Origin of the sequence: Paenibacillus sp. RC73 (assembly GCF_044908085.1) — a bacterium.
Taxonomy (GTDB): domain Bacteria; phylum Bacillota; class Bacilli; order Paenibacillales; family Paenibacillaceae; genus Paenibacillus; species Paenibacillus terrae_A.
The window spans coordinates 168,647-193,034 of the sequence record NZ_JBIYCV010000008.1; the positions used below are offsets into that span (position 1 = coordinate 168,647).

The following is a 24,388-nucleotide window of genomic DNA, read 5'->3' on the forward strand; positions in this document are numbered from 1 at the left end:
AATGGATAATATTTGTTTACACGCAGTATACGTGTAGTGAAACCGGGTCGATGTGAGGCGACCTAAGCCGCCTCATCACGAATCCGAAACACATAGAGTTTATTTTATCGTAATTATACCATCTTCGCCAGCCTTCAATACTCCAGTTTTGTTTAAAGTTACCGAAGAGCCTTCTGGAAGGTTGGTAAAAATGACTGGTGAGATGATGGATTTTGCGTTAAGCTTCACGTATTCCAGGTCTACTTTCATAATCGGTTGACCGGCTGACACAAGATCGCCTTCGTTCACCAAAACGTCAAATCCTTGGCCTTTAAGCTTTACTGTGTTCACCCCGATATGAACAAGTACTTCCTTACCGCCGTCAGATTGGATACCAATGGCATGCTTGCTTGGGAATACATTGAATACTTTACCATATACAGGCGACACAATCGTTCCATCATTTGGCACGACAGCAAAGCCGTCTCCTGTCATACGTTCTGCAAATACCGGATCAGGAACAGTCGAAATATCAACCAATTCTCCGTTAACAGGCATCACGATATCTTCAACAATGATGGTCTGTTTTTGTTCGCCAGCTTTCTTCTCTTCTTGCGGAGCAGGTTGAGCCGAGGCCGGAGCCGGAGCAGGTGTGCGTCCCGCCATAATATCAGCCATTTGCGTTTTAATCGTGTCGGAACGTGTACCGAAAATGGCTTGTACGTTGTTGCCGACTTCGAGTACACCCGCTGCGCCAAGCTGTTTGAGGCGAGCCTTGTCAACGTTGGACTTCTCGTTAACTTCAATACGAAGACGTGTGATACAAGCATCTAAATGCTTGATATTGGACGCCCCGCCGAAAGCTGCCAAAATATTGCCTGGAAGCTCGTCTGTGGTACCGACTGCGGCCCCTTCAACATTTTCTGTAGCTTCTTCACGCCCTGGTGTCTTCAGGTTAAACTTCCGTATGATGAATCGGAATCCGAAGTAGTAAATAACCGCCAAAATCAGACCGACGATGATGACGTACCACCAAGGCGTACGATTCGGAATAATCCCGAAAATCAGGAAGTCGATAAATCCGCCGGAGAAGGTCATACCGATTTTAACATTCAAAATTTGCATCGTCATGAACGACAGACCTGCAAACACAGCGTGCACTGCGAACAGCAATGGAGCTACGAACAGGAAGGAAAATTCCAGTGGCTCCGTAATCCCTGTCAGGAAAGAAGTCAAAGCTGCTGAACCCATAATACCTGCTACATATTTTTTGTGTTCCGGTCTTGCTTCATGATACATCGCTAGCGCTGCGGCTGGCAAACCGAACATCATGAATGGGAACTTACCAACCTGGAACGTACTTGCTGTCAAAGCAACTCCATCGCGAAGCTGGTTAAAGAAGATTTGCTGGTCACCATGAATCGTTTGACCGGCTTTGTTCACGTATTCGCCGAACTCAAACCAGAACGGTGAATACCAGATGTGATGCAATCCGAAAGGAATGAGCGAGCGTTCAATCACCCCAAATATGAAAGCTGCCAGCGTCGGATTGGAGTCAACCATAAAGTGTGATACAACGTTCAGTCCTTGCTGTACGGGAGGCCACACAATGACCAGCAATAGTCCGATTAGCAATGAAGATACTGCCGTTACAATCGGAACGAAGCGCTTACCCGCGAAAAAGCCCAGATACGAAGGAAGCTCGATTTTGAAAAAGCGATTGTACATGGCCGCGGCCAGTATACCGATGATAATCCCGCCGAACACCCCGGTTTGCAGCGTTGGAATCCCCAACACGTTCGCATAGCCCGGTATTTTTTGAGCAATCAGACCCGGTGTAACACCTACAGCTGTACCCAATGTAATATTCATAACGAGATAACCGATGATCGCAGCCAATCCTGCTACGCCTTCACCGCCTGCCAGACCGACGGCTACGCCGACTGCAAACAACAGTGCCAGATTATCAAAAACAATTTGTCCGGCGTTCATCATGATCGTCGCTACCGATTGAACCCAGCCCGCATTTAATGCCGGAATGTACTGGAGAAAATCGGGATTGACCAACATGTTGCCGATTCCTAATAAAAGTCCCGCTGCCGGCAAAATGGCTACAGGAAGCATTAAAGCTTTGCCGACACGCTGTAAAACACCGAAAAGCTTTTTAAACATACGTTCCACTTCCTTCTCTGAAAATTAGAATACAGAGGCAAAACAACAAAAAAGGCATGAGCCGAATTAAGTATGTTTGAACACAACCTTGGGATATAGCTTACCCCGGTAGGCTGTAAACAATCATAACTTAAAACAACTCATGCCTGATCGAATCAGTAACACGTTAGATATTCATTTGTTGTCTTGCTCATTACAAAATTTATTATAGCATTCTGCCAAAAGTGAGGCAATACTTTTTTCGATTCTAGCTGTTCTAACGTTGCTCTCCCTGCTCTTTACGTTGGGACAACCGCTGTAAATGCATCGTCAAATAGCTAACCTCAGCCGGATATACGGATTTGCGAAGCCTTTTCTCCATAATCTTCGTAAGTTTCCAGGCTAACATATACATTTCCGGATACTCTTCATTCAACAGCTTGTCCAATCGGTAAATCTCCTGCACAATCTCTCCCCGACGTACACGTTCAATCGCAAACCTCAGATGAGTCAACAAACGTGAGTAATCCAGGGATTGGAGAGGAATGCGATATTCCAGCGTAGTCTCTACTACCTGTACCATATCAGCAATCAATCGGGAATCCTTCCTGACCTCGGAAATATGCTGATTCGTCATGGCACTGTAAATATGCAAGGCTACGAATCCGATTTCATCTTCTCCCAGATCCACACCCATCTTGTCCTTGATTAAAGAGACTGCCTGTTCAGCCATCTTGTATTCCTGAGGGTATATTTCTCTCGTTTCATACAAAAACGGATTATGGATCGTAATGCCCTGTTTCTGACGATTAATGGAAAAGGCGATGTGATCGGTTAAAGCAATCAATATGTGCTCATTCAGAGGCTTCTTCGCTTGAAGCTGAACATGGTGAAGCACCTCACCAATGACCTCAATGAGTTTTTCATCCAGCTCGGGAAGCAATCGCTTGTATTGCTCCTGCTCCTCATGGCTTTTTAATATAAATAATTTTTCAACTGAATCCAACGGTATAAGATCGCCGTTTTTGCGATTGAAACCGATTCCTTTTCCAATCACAACAACCTCATCATGCTCGGGATGCATCCCGATAATCACATTGTTATTCAGCGCTTTCGCCACTTGTAGGCTGCTCACATCCGCACCTCTTTTTATCTGAACCTTGATCCTAAGAATTAGAGCATGAAGCTCAGAGGAATCCACGTTAAAGTACCAAATATTTCGCTAAAGGTCAATAAAAAGAAAACGCTTTTCATCACAATAACCGGGAAAACCTGTGATGAAAAGCGTTCTTTCTGTTAAGGGGTATCCGCTCCTGAAAGCCCTACGGCTATTCTTTATCCCGCGGCGCAACCTCAACCGGGGCATGAATGTGCAGCTTATCCGTTTCACCGGAGGACGGTGCGGAATGAAGGCCCTTTTTCCCCGTGGTCAGCCCCTTAATTAACTGCTCCACATCAATACCGGACACACTCTTGAGCATCTCTGGAGCCGTAGCCATTAGCTCTGTGACATAATTGCTGACACGCGCTGCTCCTTCTCCCTTGCCTGTATCCACAACCGTTAATTTATCAATGGACGCAATCGGCTCGGCAATCCGTCCGGCCAGCTCAGGCAGCATTTTCACGATAATATCGAGTACGGCTGCCTCGCCAAATTTCTGGAACGCCTCCGCCAGCTTTTCCTTGGCCTCGGCCTCCGCCAGACCACGTAAACGGATGACATCAGCATCCGCCGTACCTTTGGCGCGTTCCGCATCCGCTTCTGCTTGCCCATTCAGCCGTTTTTGTTCAGCTGACGCTTTAGCCTGTGTCTCAATCGAGTATTGCAACGATTCCGCCTCACGCATCTTACGCGATTTATCCGCCTCCGCGGCTTGCTCTACCGCATACCGATCGGCTTCCGCCTTCTTCTTCACTTCCGCATCATATTGCTTTTCACGTACCTGAATTTCCTTGGTTTGAAGATCAATTTCTCGCTCCTTGCGCACCAGCTCGACCTTCATCTGCTCTTCGACAGCAGTCTGCTTGGCACGAGCCTCCTGAATGTGATAAGCCTGATCGGCTTCCGCCTTGGCTGTATCCTGCTCCTTTTTAAACGAAGCCACTTTCAGTTCCTTCTCCTTGGCTGCCTCGGCAATGTTTGTATCACGCAAAAGTTCAGCCTTCTGGCCCTCCTGTTCCGCACGCGCCTTTTGAATCCGGGCATCCCTTACCGCCTCAGCTTCGGCAATTTCTGCATCCCGTTTCACAGCGGCAATTCTCGGCTTACCTAGCGCATCCAGATATCCGTGCTTATCACGCACATCTTTAATCGTGAACGAGACAATTTGCAGCCCCATCTTTTTCAGATCGCGAGCCGCCACGCCCTGTACTTCCTGTGCAAAGCGATCCCGATTACGATATACTTCCTCCACCGTCATCGAGCCGAGGATCGCACGTAAATGGCCCTCCAGCACTTCCTGAGCCTCTCCCCTGAGGGCCTCCAGCGGCTTCCCGATGAACTGCTCCGCTGCTGTTGCTACATCTTCAATGGAACTGCCTACCTTGATGATTGCCACACCGTCCGCAATCACGGGAACTCCTTGCTCCGTATACACTTCCGGTGTTGTTACATCCAGCTTGTGGGACAATAAAGAAATAAATTCGGACTGCTGAAAAATAGGCCATATAAAGGCGCCACCGCCGCGCACAATTTTGATTTTGCGACCGGAATCATCCTCGGAAATATTTTTATTTCCCAAAAATGAACCCGTCACGATCATCCCTTCATCCGGTCCTACCGTTTTGTAACGGGCCCAAAAGGCGATCCCTAATATGACGATAACGATAACGACAATCCCCGGGACCAACACAATATCCTGCAAGCTTGACACTCCCGTTCACGCTCCCTTCAAGTTAAGCGAATGCGTCGTCTATGTGTCCAGATACGCTACGCGGACGACACCCTCTGCGACCTCAACCACGACGATACGGGTTCCCGCAGCCAGCGGTTTGTGATCAAAGCTCGATGCTGTATGTATGGTGTTGCCTGCACCCAAGCGGATCATAACCTCCCCGTAACCAACCTCAGGTACCGGGACGGTGACCTCACCGATTCTGCCAGTCAGCTCACGCATCGAGAAGCCGCTGGATACCTCCGAGTTCGCCATTGGCTTGATAAACGCAAAAAATACGAGCACTCCGATCACAAACGCAATCGCAAGGGCAAGCAGAACAACCCGGCTCATGCTCAACCCGGTATATTTCGTCAGCAACACACCCGCCCCGCCAAAAGCGGTCATCGCTCCAAGTAAAACGACGGGTCTGAACCAATCGAGGCCGGGAAGCTCCAATCCATCCAGCCAACCACCGAGTACATCCCCGATCAACACACTGACCACGGTAAAGATGGCGCCCCCTGCCAATAACCACCAAAATATAGTTTCCATGCGGCTCCTCCTTCCATGTCCCTTTTCAGTCTGGTTTCCAGCCTATAACTATGTTTACGTATTCAACCTTAAAAAGTTTCAAAATTTTCCTCTAAAATTCCAAATCAAACCCAAAAAAGCACGTCCATACGTCTAATGACGTACAAACGTGCTTACAATTATCCAATGACTGAATGACTGGATTACAGAGATGCTTTGTAAATTTCCACTACATCTTCGCGATTCAGCTTGTTAAATCCGCCAAAGGATCCGAATTTCACAGCTTTATCAGCCATAACGTCGATTTTGGAACCGTCAATGTCGTAATCAGCCAGACGGCTTGGCGCACCAATCGAGTTCCAGAAATCACGCAACGCCTGAATACCTTCGAGCGCTACTTCTTCATCACTCTTGCCTTCCGGGTTTACATGGAACACATTCACAGCCAGTTGCTTGAAGCGTTCAGGCTTCACATGCAGATTGTGCTTCATCCAGTTCGGGAACAAAATCGCCAGTCCTCCGCCATGTGGAATATCATAAACAGCAGACACCGCATGCTCGATATTATGAGTCGCCCAGTCACCTGTCAGCCCCATATTCAGGAAGCCGTTCAGCGCCATCGTACCACAGTACATCATCGTTTCACGCAGCTCGTAGTTCTCCAGATCGTTGACCAGGCCCGGAGCCGCATCCATAACTGTACGCAAAATCGTTTCACACCAGCCAAGCTGAACCGGAGTGTTAGATTCCAGATGGAAGTAATGCTCCAGCGTATGTGACATCATATCCACGATTCCGTACACCGTTTGATTTTGTGGCAGAGAATACGTGTTCACCGGATCAAGAATGGAAAACGCAGGGAACGCAAATACGCTGCCCCAGCCCAGTTTTTCCTGTGTTTCTTCGTTCGTAATGACAGAACCTGCGTTCATTTCGGAACCGGTAGCTGCCATCGTCAGAACTGTACCTAAAGGCAATGCTGCCTGTGGAGCCGCTTTACGCTCTGCAAAATCCCACATATCGCCATCATATTTCGCCCCGACAGCAATCGCTTTGGAGCAATCCAGCACACTACCGCCGCCAACAGCCAGTACGAGGTCGATTTGATGTGTTTTACACAATTCCACGCCTTTATGTACTGTGGACAAGCGAGGATTTGGTTCTACACCTGCCAGTTCCGTTACCTCTGCTCCAATCTCTTTAAGCAGACTTATTACATTATCATACAAGCCGCTGCGCTTAATACTGCCGCCGCCATATACAAGCAGTACACGTTTACCGTATTTAGGAACTTCACGCTTGAGAGCCTCTAATTGCCCTTTACCGAAGATCAATTGAGTAGGATTATAAAATTCGAATGCTTTCATCGCAAACGTTCGCCTCCAATATTTTTCAAAGTTTAATGTTAAGAAACTACTCTATTATAACCTTCTCAGTTACAGGAAACAAATTTGCTTCTTTTTCAGAAAAAAAACCATGTTCCTTAAGGAGCATGATTCCATGTCATATCTTGGGAGGGTTCTCGCACTGTATTATGCGCTGCCTGCAATTATTTTATTCCCCTGTTGTATAACCCAGTTGCTTTATAAAACGTCCAAACGCTTGCTGACCTTCCGAATCACGCTTGTACACTCCTGCATGCTCCAAAATTTCACTGAACTTCAGTCCAACTTCATTTTGTACAGTGCGAACAGCCGTCTCCTTGTCAGGCAGACGACCAAATCGGGTGTTCAACTGGTAAATCCAGTCCGCATGCTTGAATAGCGGATGCCCTTCCTGCTGCATAGCTATAGCCAGCTCGTCGTTACCGCATAAAATATCTGCAATACCATCCAGTTCATCCTTAAGCCGCCCCGGCAAAATCGCAAGTCCCATAACCTCGATCAGACCGATATTTTCCTTCTTGATATGATGCATCTCGCGATGAGGATGAAAAATACCTTCCGGGTACTCATCACTCGTCCGGTTGTTGCGCAGCACCAGATCCATCTGGTACCTTCCTTCCGTATCCCGGCGTACAATCGGTGTCACCGTATTATGCGGCACCGCTTCTCCGTCCTGCTCCGTATGAGAGAGGACATCGGCTGCGGGATCGCTGTAAGTCTTCCAGGCTTCAAATGCAGCATTCCCCGCCTCCAGCAACGCTTCGCCATCCGTTGAAGTAAAGCGGATCACTGACATCGGCCAGTTCACAATCCCTGCTGTGACTTGCGGGAAGGCTTCATTGCGATATACAACGTCCACGCCTGCTTTTTCAATCGGGAACGTATGACGTCCACCTTGAAAGTGATCGTGAGTCAGAATAGATCCTCCGACAATCGGCAGATCGGCATTGGAACCGATAAAATAGTGCGGGAACGCTTTCGTAAATGCCAGCAACCGCCGCAGCGTATCCTTCGTAAGCTTCATCGGCACATGATCGTGATGGAACACAATACAATGCTCGTTGTAGTACACATAGGGCGAATATTGAAAAAACCACGGTTCCCCGTTCAATTCCAACGGAATGATGCGCAGGTTTTGGCGGGACGGATGATTCACCCTTCCGGCATACCCAACGTTTTCACGGCATAATTGACATTTTGGATAAACTGGCGGCGGAAGAAGCTTCGCCATTGCGATTTCCTTTGGACTTTTCTCCGGCTTGGACAGATTAATCGTGATTTCCATATCTCCGTAAGGTGTCGGCTGATTCCAGTACACATTGCTGGCAACGCGGTCCATTCGGATGTAATTCGAGTCGATGGACAGTTGATAAAATGCATCTGTCGCTGCCTCTATGCCACGTTCAGCCTCCGTTTGATGAAAGTCACGGATGACTTCAGACGGTCTTGCCATCAGCAGGCCCATGATTTTGGAATCCAGCAAATCACGGTACGTATCTGTGTTTTCCGATATAAGTCCAATCGCATATCCATAATCAATCAATACATTAAGCACAGGCTGGAGAACCTCGGGGGCTGTGATGCCCCCTGCCTCCTCGCCGGAATAAGGCTCCGAAAACCCGAACTGCTCCAGCAGCAGATTACGGCTGTAATCTGTATCTTGCAGACCGATCAATCCCCGGTTTTGTGCGAATGCAGCCAGTTGCTCAATCGCATACAGAGCGGCTTGCTGTACAGTTTCATCGATGTCATGGGCCGCATGCCGGGAATGTTCCCGGCCTTGACCTCTATCTGCGGATTGACTCTTGCTCATCATGTCATCGTCTCCCGTCTATTCGTCGCCGTAGCCCTGAAGGTGCGACTGATGCCAGCCCCAAGCTCCGCAAATAATGTCCTCCAGTTGGGTACGCGCCGGACTCCAGCCCAGCACCGAACGTGCCTTTTCAGAAGAGGCAACCAATACTGCCGGATCACCCGAGCGCCGTGGCTCTGTAACCACCGGAATGTCGAGTCCGGTGACCTTGCGTGCCGTCTCGATAACTTCCTTCACCGAGAAGCCCTGTCCGTTGCCCAGATTAAACACGTTGCTGTCATGACCTTCACGCAAATAATTTACTGCACGCACATGGGCATCCGCCAGATCGCTCACGTGAATATAATCCCGGATGCACGTTCCATCTGGCGTGGCATAATCCTCACCAAACACCGCGATGTGTGGGCGCTGTTTCAGTGCTGTCTGGAGTACCAGCGGAATCAGATGACTTTCCGGACGATGATCCTCACCGATTTTGCCGCTCTCATGCGCACCGGCCGCATTAAAGTACCGCAAGGACACATATTTGATGCCCAATACTTTATCAAACCACGACATCATACGCTCCATCATCAGCTTTGTTTCACCATATACATTCGTTGGCTCCGTACGGTCGCCCTCTTCAATCGGCACCTTTTCCGGTTCGCCATAGGTAGCCGCAGTGGAGGAAAATACGATCCTGCTCACACCGGCATCCTTCATGGCCTCCAGCAAGCTCAACGCGCCGAATACGTTGTTGTCATAATATTTACCCGGATTTTGCATACTTTCCCCGACCAGCGAGTTGGCTGCAAAATGGATAACTGCGTCGATACTGTTTTCGGAAAACAGTCTGGACAGCAGTTCTTTATCTCTCAGATCACCTTCATACAGCTTGCCTCCGAGCAGTGCTGCCTTGTGCCCGGTCTGCAAATTGTCCAGCACCACAACTTCTTCTCCCCGATCCAACAGCTCTGCTACCGTATGTGAACCGATATATCCAGCTCCGCCTGTTACTAAAATGGCCATGTTATTCGTCCTCCTTCTGTTCTTTAACTCCGTCTCCCGCCTTACATACATAAAAGCTGGCTTCCAGCCCTGTCCGGGTCTGATAAGCTTCGCCGACTTCCTTCACAAACCGTTCCACATCGTCCTCATGGACAAGTGAAACCGTACAGCCCCCAAATCCGGCTCCCGTCATACGCGCACCCAGCGTGCCAGGAATGCGCCGTGCTTCCTCGACCATCACATCCAGCTCCGTGCAGCTAACCTCATACAAATCGCGCAATGAATCATGCGAAGCGTTCATCAATTGCCCAAAAGCTTCGAGATCATTCGCCGCAAGAGCATCGACAGAGGCCAGCACGCGAGCGTTTTCCTCTACCACATGCTGTGCCCGGCGTCGTACCGTTTCATCCGCAATATAATGCTGGAGCTCACCTAAACGGGCCTCATCCAGCTGAGCGAGGTATTCCAGCGTCGGCTCCTGCTGCTGCAAAATGGACAGTGCTTCGGCACATTGGCTACGGCGCTCGTTATAGGCTGAATCCACCAGCCCGCGGCGCTTATTCGTGTTGCCGATCACCAGCTTATAGGCATCGGTACGGAATGGCACCTTACGATATTCCAGCGTATCGCACATCAGCAGAATGGCATGATCAGCCGCACCGTTCGCTACAGCGAACTGATCCATAATACCGCAATTGACACCAACGTAATTGTTTTCTGCCCGCTGGGACAATAAAGCAATTTCGACTGTGTTCGTTTCCTGTTTTTCGGTAGTGAGGAACGCGTATCCCGTTACAACCTCAATAGAGGCAGAGGAGGATAATCCGGCACCATTCGGTATTTCTCCATGATAGAGCAGGTCGTATCCGCTAGACGGATACACTCCCTTTTCAGCCAGCTCCACCAGCACACCGACCGGATAGTCCACCCACTCATCAGTTTTACTTTTACCTATTTTTCCACGTGGGATAGATGCTTCATAGGAAAGGTTCGTCGAAGCAAAATGAATTTCATCATCATTACGCACACGAAGAATCAGCGTCGTACCGAATTCCAGTGCAGCCGGGAGTACATAACCACCGTTGTAGTCGATATGCTCCCCAATCAGATTAACACGCCCGGGAGCATGAAATATCCGCAGCTCATGGCTGCTTTCACCATATTTGTCGATAAAACGTTTCTTTATTTCAGTAGTGTTCATATCCACATCCACCTCATCACCGTTAGTAAAGGCCCCCTGACTTCCCTGTAACAAACTTAATCAGGTTGACACTTCTTATGATTTCAGTATAAATGAAAGCGTTAAATAATGTAATGCATCCATGTGTTAAAGCTATGGATAAATGTGACTTGGATATGTACAATGTAAGTATACCGTATCTAATAAACCATTCACAAATCCAGGAAGGATGACCCTATTTGCAAACGCATTCATATAGCTATGCTGTGGCCTCCAATCCGGTGTTTTATGAAAATAGCCCGTTGCACGTGCTTTTTGCCGGCGAGAGCCAAACCAAATCCGGTCATGCCGTCGGGCCGAAGCTCTATGATTACTATCTGCTTCATTTTGTAGAATCTGGAAAAGGCATCTTCCGAACAGAGCAGCACTCATATCAGCTTGAAAAAAACGATTTTTTCCTGATCCATCCCGGTCAGCTCGTAAGCTACACCTCCGATGAAGAGGAGCCATGGCGGTATCGCTGGTCTGCGTTTACAGGACAGCATACCGAAACCATGGTGCAGGAAGCAGGACTGCGCGTGCACCAGCCTGTCTTCCACGCTTCCAGTGAAAGCCTGATCCCCAGCTATCTGGAGCAGATGCAGTTAGCCTTTTACAGCCGAAAATCCAGCTCGCATCTTGCAGCCCTCGGCTACCTGTATCTGATCATGGGGGAAGCGGGTAATCATTTAAGCGACTGGTCTGACCCAACCGGGGCGGATTCGCAAATTCGGCGGACGGTCAAGCAGATGGTCCAATATATGTCCACTCAATATGCGCATCCCGTTTCTATTGAACAAATGTCCGAAGGACTTGGTTATAACCGTGCGTATTTGTCACGTATATTCAAGAAGGAAACGGGCGTCTCTCCTGTTACCTATCTGCTCAAGCTGCGAATTGACAAGTCTCGTCAACTGCTACGCGAGCGTCCCGAGCTTTCGGTGGAGCAGGTGGCCGCTTCGGTGGGATTGACAGACGCTTTGTATTTCTCGCGTCAATTCAAGCGCTTCTGCGGTCAGTCGCCAACCCAGTATCGAGGCAAGGTTCAGCAATATCCGCATCCTTAACAGACTTTAACCGATCACATGTCCTGCCCTGCTCCGTCTGATGATTGATCCTCAGTTCCAGCATGAATGAGCAACGACCAAGCTGGTATGGTTTGGAAAATGGCAAACAGCCCGCATCCTTCAACGATGCGGGCTGTCGCGTGTATATTGGGTATGAAAAATTGCACGTTATACCGATGATGATGGAATAGCTTTTGAGCATTAGGCTGTGCCGCCGTCCTGTAAGTTCCCGGCATTCAGAATCGAATCAATCCGATCCAGCTCTTCCTGTGAAAAGTCCAGATTGGACAAGGCAGCAACGTTTTCTTCAATTTGGCTCACACGGCTGGCCCCAATCAGGACGGAGGTCAGACGCTCACCACGCAGAGCCCAGGCCAACGAGAATTGAGCCAAGCTTTGTCCGCGCGCAGCTGCCATTTGATTGAGCGCCCGCACCTTACGAAGTGTTTCGGGTGTCACATTGTTTTCATTCAAGAAGACAGATGCACTCGCTGCACGCGAATCCTCGGGAATTCCGTTCAAATATTTATTGGTTAGCAATCCCTGAGCCAAGGGGCAAAAGGCAATGCTGCCGATCTCGTTTTCGTCCAGTACATCCTGCAACCCGTTTTCAATCCAGCGGTCGAGCAGAGAATATTTTGGCTGATGAATCAGCAGCGGTGTTCCCAGCTCCTTCAAAATACGAGCGGCTTCTGCCGTTTGCTCCGCGCTATAATTAGACACGCCCACATACAGCGCTTTGCCGGAACGTACGATATGATCCAGAGCCTGCATTGTTTCTTCCAGCGGCGTATCAGGATCAAAACGGTGGGAGTAAAATATGTCGACGTAATCCATACCCAATCTCTTCAAGCTCTGATCCAGACTGGATATCAGATACTTGCGTGAGCCCCAATCACCATAAGGTCCTGGCCACATATAATAGCCCGCCTTGGTCGAAATGACCATCTCATCCCGGTACGGCTTCAAATCACTAGCCAACACTTGTCCGAAAAATTCCTCTGCCGAACCCGCCGGAGGACCATAGTTATTAGCCAAATCAAAATGCGTAATCCCCAGATCAAAGGAACGGGTAACCATGTTACGGCCGTTCTCTGCATTGTTGATCCCACCAAAATTGTGCCACAAGCCCAGTGAAATGGCAGGCAGCTTAAGGCCAGATCTCCCTGTGCGGTTATATTTCATATTTTCATAACGATCATCGCCAGCCAAATAAACCATGCTATCCCAGCCTCTCTCGAAACATTGTTATGTCCATTACAACAACATCATAGCGCTTTTATCCGGCCGTTGACAAGAAAACGATTACAAACTCAATTGACTGCCGAGTTCTCCCATAACCCTGCCGATGGGATCGGTAATCAGGAGATCCGCCTTGTGATCATATGAAGTGGGGTCTGTATTAAGCAATACCGTATGTTTACCGTGAAAATAAGTAATCAGTCCCGCCGCAGGATGTACCGTCAGCGAGGTTCCTCCAATTAATAGCAGATCGGCCTGCGAGATAGCCTGAATGGACCGGACAAGCGTATCCTGATCCAGCTCTTCCTCGTATAAAACGACATCCGGTTTGATAATTCCCCCGTCTACTGGACATTTGGGCACCACCTCAGAGCTGTCCATCACTTCGTTCAGACTGTAAAAGCGCCCGCATTCCATACAATGGTTGCGATGCACCGAGCCGTGAAGCTCAAGCACATCCACACTGCCTGCGGCCTGATGCAATCCGTCAATGTTTTGCGTCACGACCGCTTTGAGTCGCCCTTGCTGTTCCAGTGATGCAAGGAAACGATGGCAGCCGTTCGGCTCCGCATCCGGATGCAGCATTTTGCTGCGATAGAAGCCAAAGAACACTTCAGGATGCTTTACAAAAAAAGAACGGCTAAGCATAACCTCGGGGGGATAAGGCAATTTTTCCTCACTCTGATACAGACCAGCCGCCGAACGAAAATCCGGGATACCGCTCTCCGTCGACGTACCCGCCCCGCCGAAAAAAACAATATTTTGTGATTGCTGTATCCATTCAGCCAACGTTTTTACTTTGTCCATGTTTCACGCACCTCCAGCTCTTCATATCCGCGGACGATGATGTCCGCATCCAGCAAATGATCGGAACGTTCCGGCTCTGACCCAAATCCGATGGCCAGCCGCACCCCGGCACGCTTGCCCATCTGCATATCCCCGTTGCTGTCTCCGATGACAGCTACATCCGCTGGCGACAGTCCTAGCAAAGCACAGGCTTTTTCAGCCATTTCCGGGTCCGGTTTGCCGTATGTAACTCTGTCGTGTCCGATGACCTCGTCAAAATATGACGTCAGCCCCATCCACTCCAGGTGCTCCTGCGCAGCCTCTGTACTGTCAGAGGTCACGACCGCCAGCTTCAATCCGGCACGGCGGCTTTGCTCCAGTAACGTGCGTAAACCCGGAAACACCTTCGCGGCCCGATGTCGCCGCACATCAGCCATCGCCATTTTGTTAAAATCCCGAACCAGCCTCACTGCTTCATTCCATGGTACACCGGCAGTATAAAGCTGCCAAGCCAGCACGCCCGTGGTCTCATCCACCGTCCCCATCGCCAGCGGGCCGGAAGGATCATAGCCGATCACGCGCCCCTCGGGGTCGTGGATGGTACCTAAAATACTGCCTTTTTCCACCGTAAAGTCAGTACCTGCCACAGCAAGATGCTGTTCCAACATATCCAGTATAGAACGGGCCCAGGGACCCCACAACTGAATAAAATCCAGCAGCGTGCCATCCTTGTCCAATAAAATGCCACGGCATGGAAACCGCTGTCCCTGCACGACTAACTCAGACATGCAGCCCACCTCCTTTTACTGGTTTTTTGGAGCTGAATCTACACTCTCTTTCATCCAGTCCTGCAAAGCTGAAACCGTTTGATTCCATTGCTCGGCCGGGCTAATTTTCGCAGGGTTATCTCCTTTTTGGGCTCCGTAGCTGCCAAATTGGGCATGATTGCCGCCCTCAACTGTAAAATACAGCGTATTGGCTGGTAGATAAGCCCTTCCACTTTGAACACTATCCATTTTAATAACTCCATCATCACTTCCAAGCAGGGAAATGACCGGCAGATTTTTATCCTTCAAATTCCCCTTACTGTCCGGGTAGGAAGCAAGGAAAAATACGCCCTTGACCTGATCGGGATGTGTAGCGGCATAACGGGCAGCCATAACACCGCCTAACGAATGGCCTCCGATCACAAAGGTTTCTTTCGGATATGCCTTCAACACCTCACCCGCCAAATCCGGGGAAGTCAGTGCAAGGTTCAGCGGCATTTTTGCAATGATCACATGATGACCCTTTTCCGCCAGACGGCGGGCCAAAGGAGCGTAGCTTTCGGGCTTCACCAACGCACCCGGGTACAAAATAACTCCGGCACCGATTCTTTTTACAGGCTCAAAACCAACCCAATACTCTTGTTCGTTCACCTTCACAGCATCGGCTGATTCTGCTAATGCAGCAGTAGCTGTGCTATCAGGCTGATAGGGCGTGAATACCTTCCATGCTCCCCAGCCTGCGATAAGCACAATGACAATCAGGATACCCAATAGAATTTTCCATATTTTCCGGGGAGTGCGTGTCCCATATGAGCTGTATGATCTTCTCGTCCTTCTTCTCATTTTAAAGGTTCCTTTCGTATTTCGTACCTCATGATTCATGATTGGTGTATGAAATTTTTTGCTGCGTAAATCAGCTTATCTATAACCTTGTTAGGGTACCATCGTTGCGCACACAGGGTCAAATAAGAAGACATTTCCAGACATTTGCCTGGTCTTTGTCCCCTGTTCAAGCTTCTGCCACATAATAAGGATATGACAGCGCTTACAATTGTGAATAAAATCACAATGGTAAGACTCAGAGTATCGTACCTTGTTCCTTGTAAGGATTATTTTGCACAGAGTTTACTCGGCTGAGTGCCGTTCGGAGGGAATTACATGACGACAAGCCATGACATACAAGGAGAAAGCTTCTTTCTCAATTTGCGCTTTATGCTGATCATATGCGTATTTGCAGGCAATGCTCTGGAGCCCTTGGTTGGCTCGCTTCACATCGCCCAGCAATGGTTTAGCTGGATATTCATGTTTCATATGCCGTTGTTCGTGCTCGTTACAGGGTACTTTGCCAAAACATCGTTAGCTGGGTACGCAGGCCGGAAAGTCTTGCTTCAGATCGGTATGCAATATCTTATTTTTCAAACCCTCTATTCGATATTGGATGCTGCACTCTTCCATGTTCCCCATATTCATCATTCTTTTTTTGCACCTTATCTGCTGCTATGGTTCCTCGCCAGCCATATCTGCTGGAGACTGCTGATGCTTGCTTTCCAGGGAATGTCACCTGTTGTCCAAATAGGTATCTCCGTGCTGCTGGGTATCCTTGTCGGGTATCTACCAGTGGATGGCATCTGGCTCAGCATAAGCAGAACCTTTGTTTATTTGCCCTTTTTCGTAGCAGGGTATCATCTGCATTATGCCGATGTTCGTCGCTTCTTCACGACTCCAGTCCGTGTGATCGCAGGCGTAGTGTCCCTTCTGCTTATGGTACTGGCGGGAACGTCGTACTACGGCATTCCGGCAGGCTGGCTGTATGGCAGCATGACTTATGGTGAGCTGGGTCATACCGAATGGTATGCGGGGATTTACCGCATTGGCATTTACGGAGTGCAATTCATAGCGGCTATCGCGTTTTTGAGCTTTGTTCCAGCCGTCACCGGACGTATGACTGAAATGGGGCGGCGGACATTATACGTCTTTTTGCTCCATGGTCTGATTGTCCGTACCGCTGCTGCCAAGGGGATTTACGATTATATAGACACTCCGGTGGAAGTGATTCTGATCGTAGCGTGTGCTGCGGGTCTGTGCTGTCTACTGACTCTGCCTTGGGTGCGAAATGCAACACATCCTTTAATCGAGCCACGGGTTGACTGGATGCTTAAGCCGTCTCCTTATCTTTTTAAACGATCCGCATAACTTTTTATGTCCATCCTATAACAAGCGTCAGTACGCGACAAACGGCTATCAGACGAAGAACTAGGCGGACCCTGATCCTCTTTACTTAGCAAGGGGCCTGTTTCATCAAGGCATGATGTGGTAAGTAAAGGATGCGCGCAACAAAAAACAACTTTTCATAAAGGAGTGATTTGTAATGGCACGTAATCAGGATCAAGGTAAAATGAGTCGCGAAGAGGCAGGTCGTATGGGTGGGGAAGCAACATCCAAGAAGCACAACAAGGAATTTTATCAGGAGATTGGTAAAAAAGGCGGGCAAGCTACCGCTAACTCCCACGATAAAGAATTTTATCAGGAAATTGGTAAACGTGGCGGCGATGCTACGGCTGAGTCCCATGACAAAGATTTCTACAGGGACATTGGACGCAAAGGCGGCAGAAATTAATGTGCAGTACCACATAAAACACCCTTCGTAACTATAAAAGCAAGCTCAAGCCCATCCCGCTTTATTGCGGAGTGGGCTTTTTCATATTTTGCCGACATCACAAAAATCCAATCGATTACTTTCTATATATGTAGAAATATGCGCACATGTATGATAGACTCTTTAGAAAACATCTGCGCTAATTCGGCGTCATTCGAACGCCATACCATTTTTTAACTTTGGGGGGAAACCAGCATCATGACAGCTAAGACGAAAATGCGTTCCGATATGATTAAAAAAGGCTTTGACCGCGCTCCTCACCGCAGCTTGCTGCGCGCAGCGGGCGTTAAAGAAGAAGATTTTGACAAACCATTTATCGCGGTGTGTAACTCGTATATCGACATCGTACCGGGCCACGTCCATTTGCAGGAATTCGGCAAAATTGTCAAGCAAGCCATTCGTGAGGCAGGCGGCGTACCTTTTGAGTTTAACACCATTGGTGTAGATGACGGCATTGCCATGGGACACATTGGTATGCGTTATTCTCTGCCAAGCCGTGAAATTATTGCCGACTCCCTGGAAACTGTCGTTTCCGCTCACTGGTTTGACGGCATGGTCTGCATTCCAAACTGTGATAAAATCACACCCGGCATGATGATGGGCGCATTGCGCGTGAACATCCCGACTATTTTCGTCAGCGGCGGCCCCATGAAAGCTGGTAAAGACAAGAACGGGCGCTCTATCTCCCTGACCTCCGTCTTCGAAGGCGTAGGTGCCTATCAGGCTGGTAAAATCGATGATCAAAGCCTGCTGGAATTAGAACAATACGGCTGTCCAACTTGTGGCTCTTGCTCAGGTATGTTCACAGCGAACTCCATGAACTGTCTCGCTGAAGCAATGGGTCTGGCTATGCCTGGTAACGGCACCATTCTCGCAGTAGCGGAAGAACGTAAAGAATTCGTTAAACAATCTGCACGTCAATTGATGGAATTGATCAAGCTGGACCTGAAACCACGTGATATCGTGACTAAAGAAGCTATTGATAACGCATTTGCGCTGGATATGGCAATGGGTGGTTCCACCAATACGGTATTGCACACATTGGCACTGGCTCATGAAGCTGAAGTAGACTACCCTATCGAACGGATCAATGAAGTGGCGAACCGCGTACCTCATTTGTCCAAATTGGCACCTGCTTCCGACTATCATATCGAGGATGTTCATAATGCAGGCGGTGTCAGCGCAGTGCTGAATGAATTGTTGAAGAAGCCAGGCGCACTGCATGGTGACTGTATTACCGTAACCGGAAAAACGATCCGTGAAAACGTAGAGGGGCAGGAAATTCTGGATACCAATGTTATCCACAAGCTGGACAACCCTTATTCCGAACGCGGCGGTTTGGCTGTATTATTCGGTAATCTGGCACCGCAAGGCTCCATCATTAAAGTCGGTGCAGTTGATCCGTCTGTTGGTGGTTATCACAAAGGTCCTGCCATCTGCTTTGATTCACAGGAAGATGCGCTGGCTGGTATTGCCAATGGTAAAATCGCAGAAGGCCACGTTGTTGTTATCCGTTATGAAGGTCCTAAGGGTGGACCGGGTATGCCTGAAATGCTCGCTCCAACTTCGCAAATCGTCGGTATGGGACTTGGTGCCAAGGTCGGCCTGATTACAGACGGACGCTTCTCAGGCGCATCCCGTGGTATCTCCATCGGTCACATTTCCCCCGAAGCAGCAGAAGGCGGCCCTATCGCTTTTGTTGAGGACGGTGATATTATCGAGCTGGATCTGAACAATCGTACGATTGAGCTGCAAATTAGTGACGAAGAATTTGAACGTCGTCGCGCAAACTGGAAAGGCTTCGAGCCGAAGGTTAAAACAGGTTATCTGGCACGTTACTCCAAGCTGGTGACCAATGCAAGCAACGGCGGTATTATGAAAATCTAATCCTTATCATGATATGTTTTAAAAACGAATAAACAAAAGCCTCCCGAACACCCTGATCACAGGGGTTGGGAGGCTTTTTTAGCGTTAATTCAACTACTTGATCTCGTATCTGCTGCTTGCGAGGCTCTAACTGCTTCCTGAATAGGATCGGTTTTGCCTTGGCCTTGATCCGTAGGGTATGAATCCCCCAGCCAGAAACGGTCAAACAGAGTATCAATCGGCATCACAATCATCTTCGGCACCATCTCGTCCCTTTTTTCATTCAACCGCTCTGGGCCGGAAGGGTGGATAACACTAAATAACAGCTTTAAATATAAGGTTGACGCTATCCTGAACAGTCCCTTGGGAAGCTCTCGTATCTGAAAACCCAGCTTCTCCGGTCCCCGATTAATCATACTCACTGCATAGATGGCCTTAATACCGTTCATTTTGGGGTCATCCGCAATTCGATAGGCGAGATCAGGAAGTTGTCGTTTTACAATCCGAATCAGTTGAATGGCCAAATGCACCATAGACTTGGCGGTTGTGCCTAACTGAAACAGCATTTTATTATCAAAATGCAGCTCAACCACGGCGTCCCCTTTTTCCAGCCACCTGCCGTTCTCCATGTTCACATTTGGCCCGTGATAGATACTACGCTTGTAATAAAAGATCGTGTCCTCCTTACGCACCGGACGTAGACGGAACAGAACGTGAAATAGCCGCTCATACAGCAACCATCCGAATACTAACGTTCTTTTAAACCAACTCGTATTGGATGTTTCGGTAGTAGCAGGTCTGCTGGCAGACTCACGACAAAATAAGGTATCGACACGTACGCTGCGCAGCTTCCGTTCTTGGGCAACCACCAACAGCTTCTCCAGCGCAATCAGCATGTTTTGCGGAGCGCCTGCGTCTGCCCCCAGTGTTGTACCGCAGTCATGGAGCAGCATCACCTCGCCACCCCTCAGCTTTTTGAGCATCCGCTCAGCCAACTGTTTTGCTCCGATGCTTGCCTTCCAATCCCCAAACATGGAGGACCATAATACGATTCGGCGACCATTCGAGTTGGAAATATCAAAGAAATTCACAATTCCCCATGGTGGGCGGTAAAAGGTCGTTCCTTCCCCGGTTACCCGGCGAATAACAGCCTCTGTCCGGGCAATTTGTCTTCTGACCGTGACGGGCCGCATAAGCCAATTCGATTTGTGCACATAATTATGAATACCGATCAAGTGACCTTCGTCATGCATGCGTTTCAAAAGCTCCGGGTGTTTTTCCGCATGTACGCCTACGACAAAAAAAGTAGCCTTGGCATCAAAACGCTTCAGCAAATCAAGCAACTGCGGCGTATACACTGGATCAGGACCATCATCGAAGGTGAGCGCATACTCTTGCTCGCTTTTGCCCCGCCGAAACACCCGAAATCCAAACATTCGACTGACCAGCGCCGGAATAAAAGCATAAAAAGTTGAAATGTAAAACATCCATAACAGTAAAGTCTGCACGTTTTATCCCCACTTTTCTATTTCTGGACTACCAAGCAGGCTTCCTGAGGAAAACTCACTTACTTTTATGTTATCACAAAGACGTAAGCGTGCCGAGATTTTGCTGCATTCTTTCTTGAGCATAACGATCAGCTACTGGGCTAACCCGTTGCTGCTTTAGGCGGTTATACTGTCGGTTTTGATTCTGTATTTTAGCACTGTGTAAGCAGCATAGAGATCCAATTTAGTGTACAATAGGTGAAAATCTTAAAGGAGTCGTTGTATACATATGCTTCCATTGTACAAAAAATATTGGCGGACCGTTTTTGATATCGGCCTGATTGTATTAACTGTGTATTTAATTATGTTCGTATCCAGTAAGCTGTATCAGCTCGCGGCCCCTGTATTCCTGTCGTTCGTTGTGTTTTGGTGCATTGAACCTGTGGCCCGTTATTTCCACCGTAAAGGTATGAAGAAGCCCTTCGCTTCCGCACTCTCTGTTTTGCTGTTTATCATCCTTTTACTCGCTATTTTTTTTGGATTAGGTCTGATTCTGGTTACGCAATTTACGAAAGTGGCGCAAAATCTCCCACAGTATACCCAGATTATCCAAACGGAATTCACACGGTATCTTCATCTTTCCCAAGATAAAATTGCCGCTTTGCCGCCGGGGATTACCGAACGTGTTAACGATTATTTTGAAACTGCGACCGCCATTGCCACCAAATGGGCACAGCTGGGGCTCTCCTTTTTCATACAGTTTCTCAGCTCCTTCACTGTCTTTATGGGCAACTTTGCAGTTGCCATTATTTTAGCTTTCTTTTTAAGTATGGAGATCAATCTCTGGAAGGGCATTGCTCGCAGTAAAACACCCAAGACGCTTAAAACCGCTTATCTTTTTCTGAAAAATCATGTACTCAAAGCGATTTCAGCCTTTCTGAAGGCACAAGCCATGCTGGTGGGAATTACCTTTGTTCTCGTATTTATAGGTTTACTCATTTTGCAGGTGGATAATGCCCTGTCGTTGGCTCTTGTGGCGGCTTTGTTCGATATTTTGCCACTGCTGGGTGTACCTGTTATTTTTATTCCGTGGGCAGTCTATTTGTTCATCACGGGCAACACCGGCCTGGCTGTAGGGCTGCTCATTGTCATGGCTGTAACGGTAATCGTCCGCCAGCTGGCAGAGCCTAAAATCACTGGTAATTCCATCGGTGTTTCATCTGCTTATCTGATGCTTTCCTTTGCCATCATCTCACTGTCGATCTTCGGATTGGCCGGGTTGATCCTGTCTCCAATCCTGATCATTTTACTGAAGGAATTATGGCAGCAAGGCTATTTGCAGCAATGGATTCGATTTCCGACAGAAGAATTCGAGGAGCCTCCCTTTATCGTCAAAATTCAGGAGGAAGAGCGTGTAGCTTCTCGTGGGACCGAGGAAAATTGAGCTAACAGGTCCATCACTTGACCAAACAGTGCTGTTGCCTGATTTGCAGAATGCTGTGGCGCATTTTGTACCAAGACGGCAACGGCATAACGAGGGTGCTTCACCGGGCCATACCCGATAAACCATTGGTGATTCACGGGTTGACCATCCTTTAGAGCCTGGGCTGTGCCCGATTTTCCAGCCAGATGCCACGACTTGCCACGCAAGGATGCACCTGTGCCGTGGGCTACGACCTTCTCCATCGCTTCGCGAAGCGTACGAGCTGTGGAAGCGTGAATCGGATGGCTTCCTTCGGGTGATAGAGAAGCGTGAGCTGGCAGATCCAGCAACGTACCTCCGTCTGCGTAGCCGACGTGCTTCACCAGCCGTGGAGCATGCACCTGACCATCATGCAGCAATGTCACGACGAGATTGGCGACTTGGAGGGGCGTGACCAGCACGTCTCGCTGGCCTATAGCTGTCTGGACACGTACACCCGGATCAGTCGCATTTGTAAGGGAGCCGAATACGGCTCCCTTTTCTTCGTGATCCAATGGACTGAACTGCGACATGCCTGCAAGATTCCGCTCCTGCCAGCCGACGGTCCGGCTCAATCCGAGCGCAGAGGCTGTGGCCTGAATTTGGGCAGGGCTAAGCCGTTCACCCAGATGAGCGAACACGATATTACAGGATACGGCGAGCCCTTCCTCCAGGTTCAGAGCGCCGTGTCCTTCTTTTTTCCAGCATGCCAAACCATACTTCCCATAGGTCCCGTGACAATGGAATTGCTCCTTCGGTTGGACTACCCCCGATTCAAGCGCAGCAGCAGCCGTAACAAGCTTAAAAATAGAGCCGGGTGTCACTGCCTTGAGCGCACGGTTAGCCCAACCTGTGGTCTGTTGTGGATCGACGCGACCAGGGTTATAAAAAGGACGAGACACCATCGCCAGCACATCGGCGTTCCCCGCATCCAGCACAACCACCGCCCCTTCTGCCAGATGATTGGTTTCCGTCAGCTTTTCAAGCTGCTGCTGTAATGGGAGATCAATGGTCGTCTGGACCTGTAGAGGATAGTGGCCATTGGACGGGGCACTGACACGTAACGGCAAATGAGCCAGCGGACGGCGCTGTGCATCCACAAATCGGGAAACGAAGGTTTCACCCACACCACTCAGGAGTGGCTCCAGCGTTCTTTCCAGCCCGGCTGCCCCGATTGGCAATTGCCCCGGTCGATCTGGTCGTTCGTACAGAAATCCAAGCCACTGCTTGCCATTGGGTACATTGTTGTAGCGTGTCGAATACGGTACAAGCTCTACCAGAGAAGGTGTGAGGCTAAGCAGTTGGTCCGCTTCATCCGGCTTGATATGCAGGGGTTGTCCATGCCCGTCTCGCCATAACAGCGGGGATTGCAGCCCCTTCCATTGAGCCAGCAGCTCCTTCTTATTTGTCCGCAGCAGCTTGGCAAGCTGTTCTCCATGCCCGGCTGTTTTACCGTCTACATCAGGAAAAAGCACTGGCGTCCATACCACGCCTCCAGTTAACGGTCGTCCGTACCGATCCGTAAATTGTCCCCGCCCCGAGTCTATTGCAATGCCCTCCTGCCGCTGGCGTACAGACATTTCCTTGAGCGAATGCCCCCCGTAAGCAGACATTTGGATACCCGCCGTCCCCTGTATCCAGGCCAGCCGCAACAGCAAAATGAGTAGCAATGTCGTAATGCCCACAGCCATATATGCTATGCGACGTTTTCGAATAAAACTGCTGCCACGCCTCGGCACATGCATCCTTCTTTCATCTTTTTTCCAGTAGTATGTCCTGTAAATGTTTTTTCCATTCTGTATGCTATATGGCATGTCGTTTTATTGAAAAGCAAAACCACCCAGCTTGAGAAGCCGAGTGGTTAGTTATTGAACATTGCCTTCACGATTATTTACGAACTAAATCCAAATTGCTTTAGTGATGATAACCAACAGAATAAAGAGTACCAAAATTGCACCAGTAGAAGTCCAACCGCCGTAACCACCTTCAAATCCACCCATGGCTCGATCCCTCCTTTGATGTGTAGTACACTTCAGCATATGTAGAAGATTACTCAAGGGCAGGGCATTCAGGCAAACAAATAAGGCTCTACCAGTACGATGCAGTAGAGCCCA

21 protein-coding genes are annotated in these 24,388 nt (G+C 48.9%); 5 read left to right on the forward strand and 16 right to left on the reverse strand.

Annotated elements, in window-relative coordinates; translation table 11 throughout:
- Positions 1–99: 99 nt before the first annotated feature.
- The 8 genes from ptsG to ABH897_RS19815 form a co-directional block, all read right to left on the reverse strand.
- Positions 100–2,151 (reverse strand): glucose-specific PTS transporter subunit IIBC, encoded by a 2,052-nt coding sequence (gene ptsG, locus ABH897_RS19780; protein WP_404592598.1) that lies wholly within the window; start codon positions 2,149–2,151, stop codon positions 100–102.
- Between the two features lie 256 nt (positions 2,152–2,407).
- Positions 2,408–3,265 (reverse strand): glucose PTS transporter transcription antiterminator GlcT, encoded by an 858-nt coding sequence (gene glcT, locus ABH897_RS19785; protein ID WP_283652935.1) that lies wholly within the window; start codon positions 3,263–3,265, stop codon positions 2,408–2,410.
- 193 nt (positions 3,266–3,458) lie between these two features.
- Positions 3,459–4,994 carry a flotillin lipid rafts scaffold protein FloT gene (locus tag ABH897_RS19790; RefSeq protein ID WP_283656311.1) on the reverse strand — a complete coding sequence of 512 codons (1,536 nt, stop codon included), beginning with the start codon at positions 4,992–4,994 and terminating at the stop codon, positions 3,459–3,461.
- A gap of 48 nt (positions 4,995–5,042) precedes the next feature.
- On the reverse strand, positions 5,043–5,558 hold the full coding sequence (locus ABH897_RS19795; protein WP_044648157.1) for an NfeD family membrane protein: 516 nt from the start codon (positions 5,556–5,558) through the stop codon (positions 5,043–5,045).
- Positions 5,559–5,740: 182 nt separating this feature from the next.
- A complete protein-coding gene (locus tag ABH897_RS19800) occupies positions 5,741–6,904 on the reverse strand; it encodes an iron-containing alcohol dehydrogenase (protein WP_283652936.1) in 1,164 nt (387 codons plus the stop codon).
- A gap of 187 nt (positions 6,905–7,091) precedes the next feature.
- Positions 7,092–8,735: a UDP-glucose--hexose-1-phosphate uridylyltransferase gene (locus ABH897_RS19805; RefSeq protein WP_283656312.1), complete on the reverse strand. Its 1,644-nt coding sequence runs from the start codon at positions 8,733–8,735 to the stop codon at positions 7,092–7,094.
- A gap of 18 nt (positions 8,736–8,753) precedes the next feature.
- Positions 8,754–9,743: a UDP-glucose 4-epimerase GalE gene (gene galE, locus ABH897_RS19810; protein WP_404592599.1), complete on the reverse strand. Its 990-nt coding sequence runs from the start codon at positions 9,741–9,743 to the stop codon at positions 8,754–8,756.
- Between the two features lies 1 nt (position 9,744).
- Positions 9,745–10,923, reverse strand: a complete 1,179-nt coding sequence (locus tag ABH897_RS19815; RefSeq protein ID WP_283652938.1) for a galactokinase — start codon at positions 10,921–10,923, stop codon at positions 9,745–9,747.
- Between the two features lie 218 nt (positions 10,924–11,141).
- Between ABH897_RS19815 and ABH897_RS19820 the strand changes: the two genes are divergently transcribed.
- Positions 11,142–12,008 (forward strand): AraC family transcriptional regulator, encoded by an 867-nt coding sequence (locus ABH897_RS19820; protein ID WP_404592600.1) that lies wholly within the window; start codon positions 11,142–11,144, stop codon positions 12,006–12,008.
- Positions 12,009–12,022: 14 nt separating this feature from the next.
- Here ABH897_RS19820 and ABH897_RS19825 read toward each other — a convergent pair whose 3' ends face one another.
- From ABH897_RS19825 to ABH897_RS19845, 5 genes are all read right to left on the reverse strand, one after another.
- Positions 12,023–12,244, reverse strand: coding sequence for a hypothetical protein (locus ABH897_RS19825; RefSeq protein ID WP_404529695.1), 222 nt, complete (start codon positions 12,242–12,244; stop codon positions 12,023–12,025).
- The gene (gene mgrA, locus ABH897_RS19830; protein ID WP_283652940.1) at positions 12,210–13,229 is read right to left on the reverse strand and encodes an L-glyceraldehyde 3-phosphate reductase; all 1,020 of its coding nucleotides are present in this window, start codon (positions 13,227–13,229) and stop codon (positions 12,210–12,212) included. Before mgrA ends, ABH897_RS19825 begins: the two co-directional genes overlap by 35 nt.
- A gap of 84 nt (positions 13,230–13,313) precedes the next feature.
- On the reverse strand, positions 13,314–14,057 hold the full coding sequence (locus ABH897_RS19835) for an NAD-dependent protein deacylase (RefSeq protein WP_283652941.1): 744 nt from the start codon (positions 14,055–14,057) through the stop codon (positions 13,314–13,316).
- Complete coding sequence (locus ABH897_RS19840; RefSeq protein WP_404592601.1) at positions 14,045–14,824, reverse strand: HAD family hydrolase; 780 nt, start codon at positions 14,822–14,824, stop codon at positions 14,045–14,047. Before ABH897_RS19840 ends, ABH897_RS19835 begins: the two co-directional genes overlap by 13 nt.
- A gap of 15 nt (positions 14,825–14,839) precedes the next feature.
- Complete coding sequence (locus tag ABH897_RS19845) at positions 14,840–15,646, reverse strand: alpha/beta fold hydrolase (RefSeq protein ID WP_404521002.1); 807 nt, start codon at positions 15,644–15,646, stop codon at positions 14,840–14,842.
- A gap of 315 nt (positions 15,647–15,961) precedes the next feature.
- Here ABH897_RS19845 and ABH897_RS19850 point away from each other — a divergent pair, with 315 nt between their 5' ends.
- From ABH897_RS19850 to ilvD, 3 genes are all read left to right on the forward strand, one after another.
- A complete protein-coding gene (locus ABH897_RS19850) occupies positions 15,962–16,996 on the forward strand; it encodes an acyltransferase family protein (protein WP_404521003.1) in 1,035 nt (344 codons plus the stop codon).
- A 175-nt stretch (positions 16,997–17,171) separates the two neighbouring features.
- On the forward strand, positions 17,172–17,420 hold the full coding sequence (locus ABH897_RS19855; RefSeq protein ID WP_014282920.1) for a KGG domain-containing protein: 249 nt from the start codon (positions 17,172–17,174) through the stop codon (positions 17,418–17,420).
- Between the two features lie 237 nt (positions 17,421–17,657).
- Positions 17,658–19,346 carry a dihydroxy-acid dehydratase gene (ilvD, locus tag ABH897_RS19860; protein WP_044648168.1) on the forward strand — a complete coding sequence of 563 codons (1,689 nt, stop codon included), beginning with the start codon at positions 17,658–17,660 and terminating at the stop codon, positions 19,344–19,346.
- A gap of 89 nt (positions 19,347–19,435) precedes the next feature.
- On the opposite strand, the gene ABH897_RS19865 is transcribed toward ilvD, so the two are convergent.
- Positions 19,436–20,833, reverse strand: coding sequence for a polysaccharide deacetylase family protein (locus tag ABH897_RS19865; protein WP_283652946.1), 1,398 nt, complete (start codon positions 20,831–20,833; stop codon positions 19,436–19,438).
- 268 nt (positions 20,834–21,101) lie between these two features.
- On the opposite strand from ABH897_RS19865, the gene ABH897_RS19870 reads away from it, so the two are divergent.
- Positions 21,102–22,256, forward strand: a complete 1,155-nt coding sequence (locus tag ABH897_RS19870; RefSeq protein WP_283652947.1) for an AI-2E family transporter — start codon at positions 21,102–21,104, stop codon at positions 22,254–22,256.
- Here the strand turns inward: ABH897_RS19870 and ABH897_RS19875 are convergent.
- Both ABH897_RS19875 and ABH897_RS19880 read right to left on the reverse strand, forming a co-directional pair.
- On the reverse strand, positions 22,211–24,019 hold the full coding sequence (locus tag ABH897_RS19875; protein ID WP_404521004.1) for a peptidoglycan D,D-transpeptidase FtsI family protein: 1,809 nt from the start codon (positions 24,017–24,019) through the stop codon (positions 22,211–22,213). The two genes, ABH897_RS19870 and ABH897_RS19875, sit on opposite strands and share 46 nt — an antisense overlap.
- A gap of 153 nt (positions 24,020–24,172) precedes the next feature.
- Positions 24,173–24,274 (reverse strand): sporulation protein YjcZ, encoded by a 102-nt coding sequence (locus ABH897_RS19880; protein WP_082067271.1) that lies wholly within the window; start codon positions 24,272–24,274, stop codon positions 24,173–24,175.
- Positions 24,275–24,388: the final 114 nt, after the last annotated feature.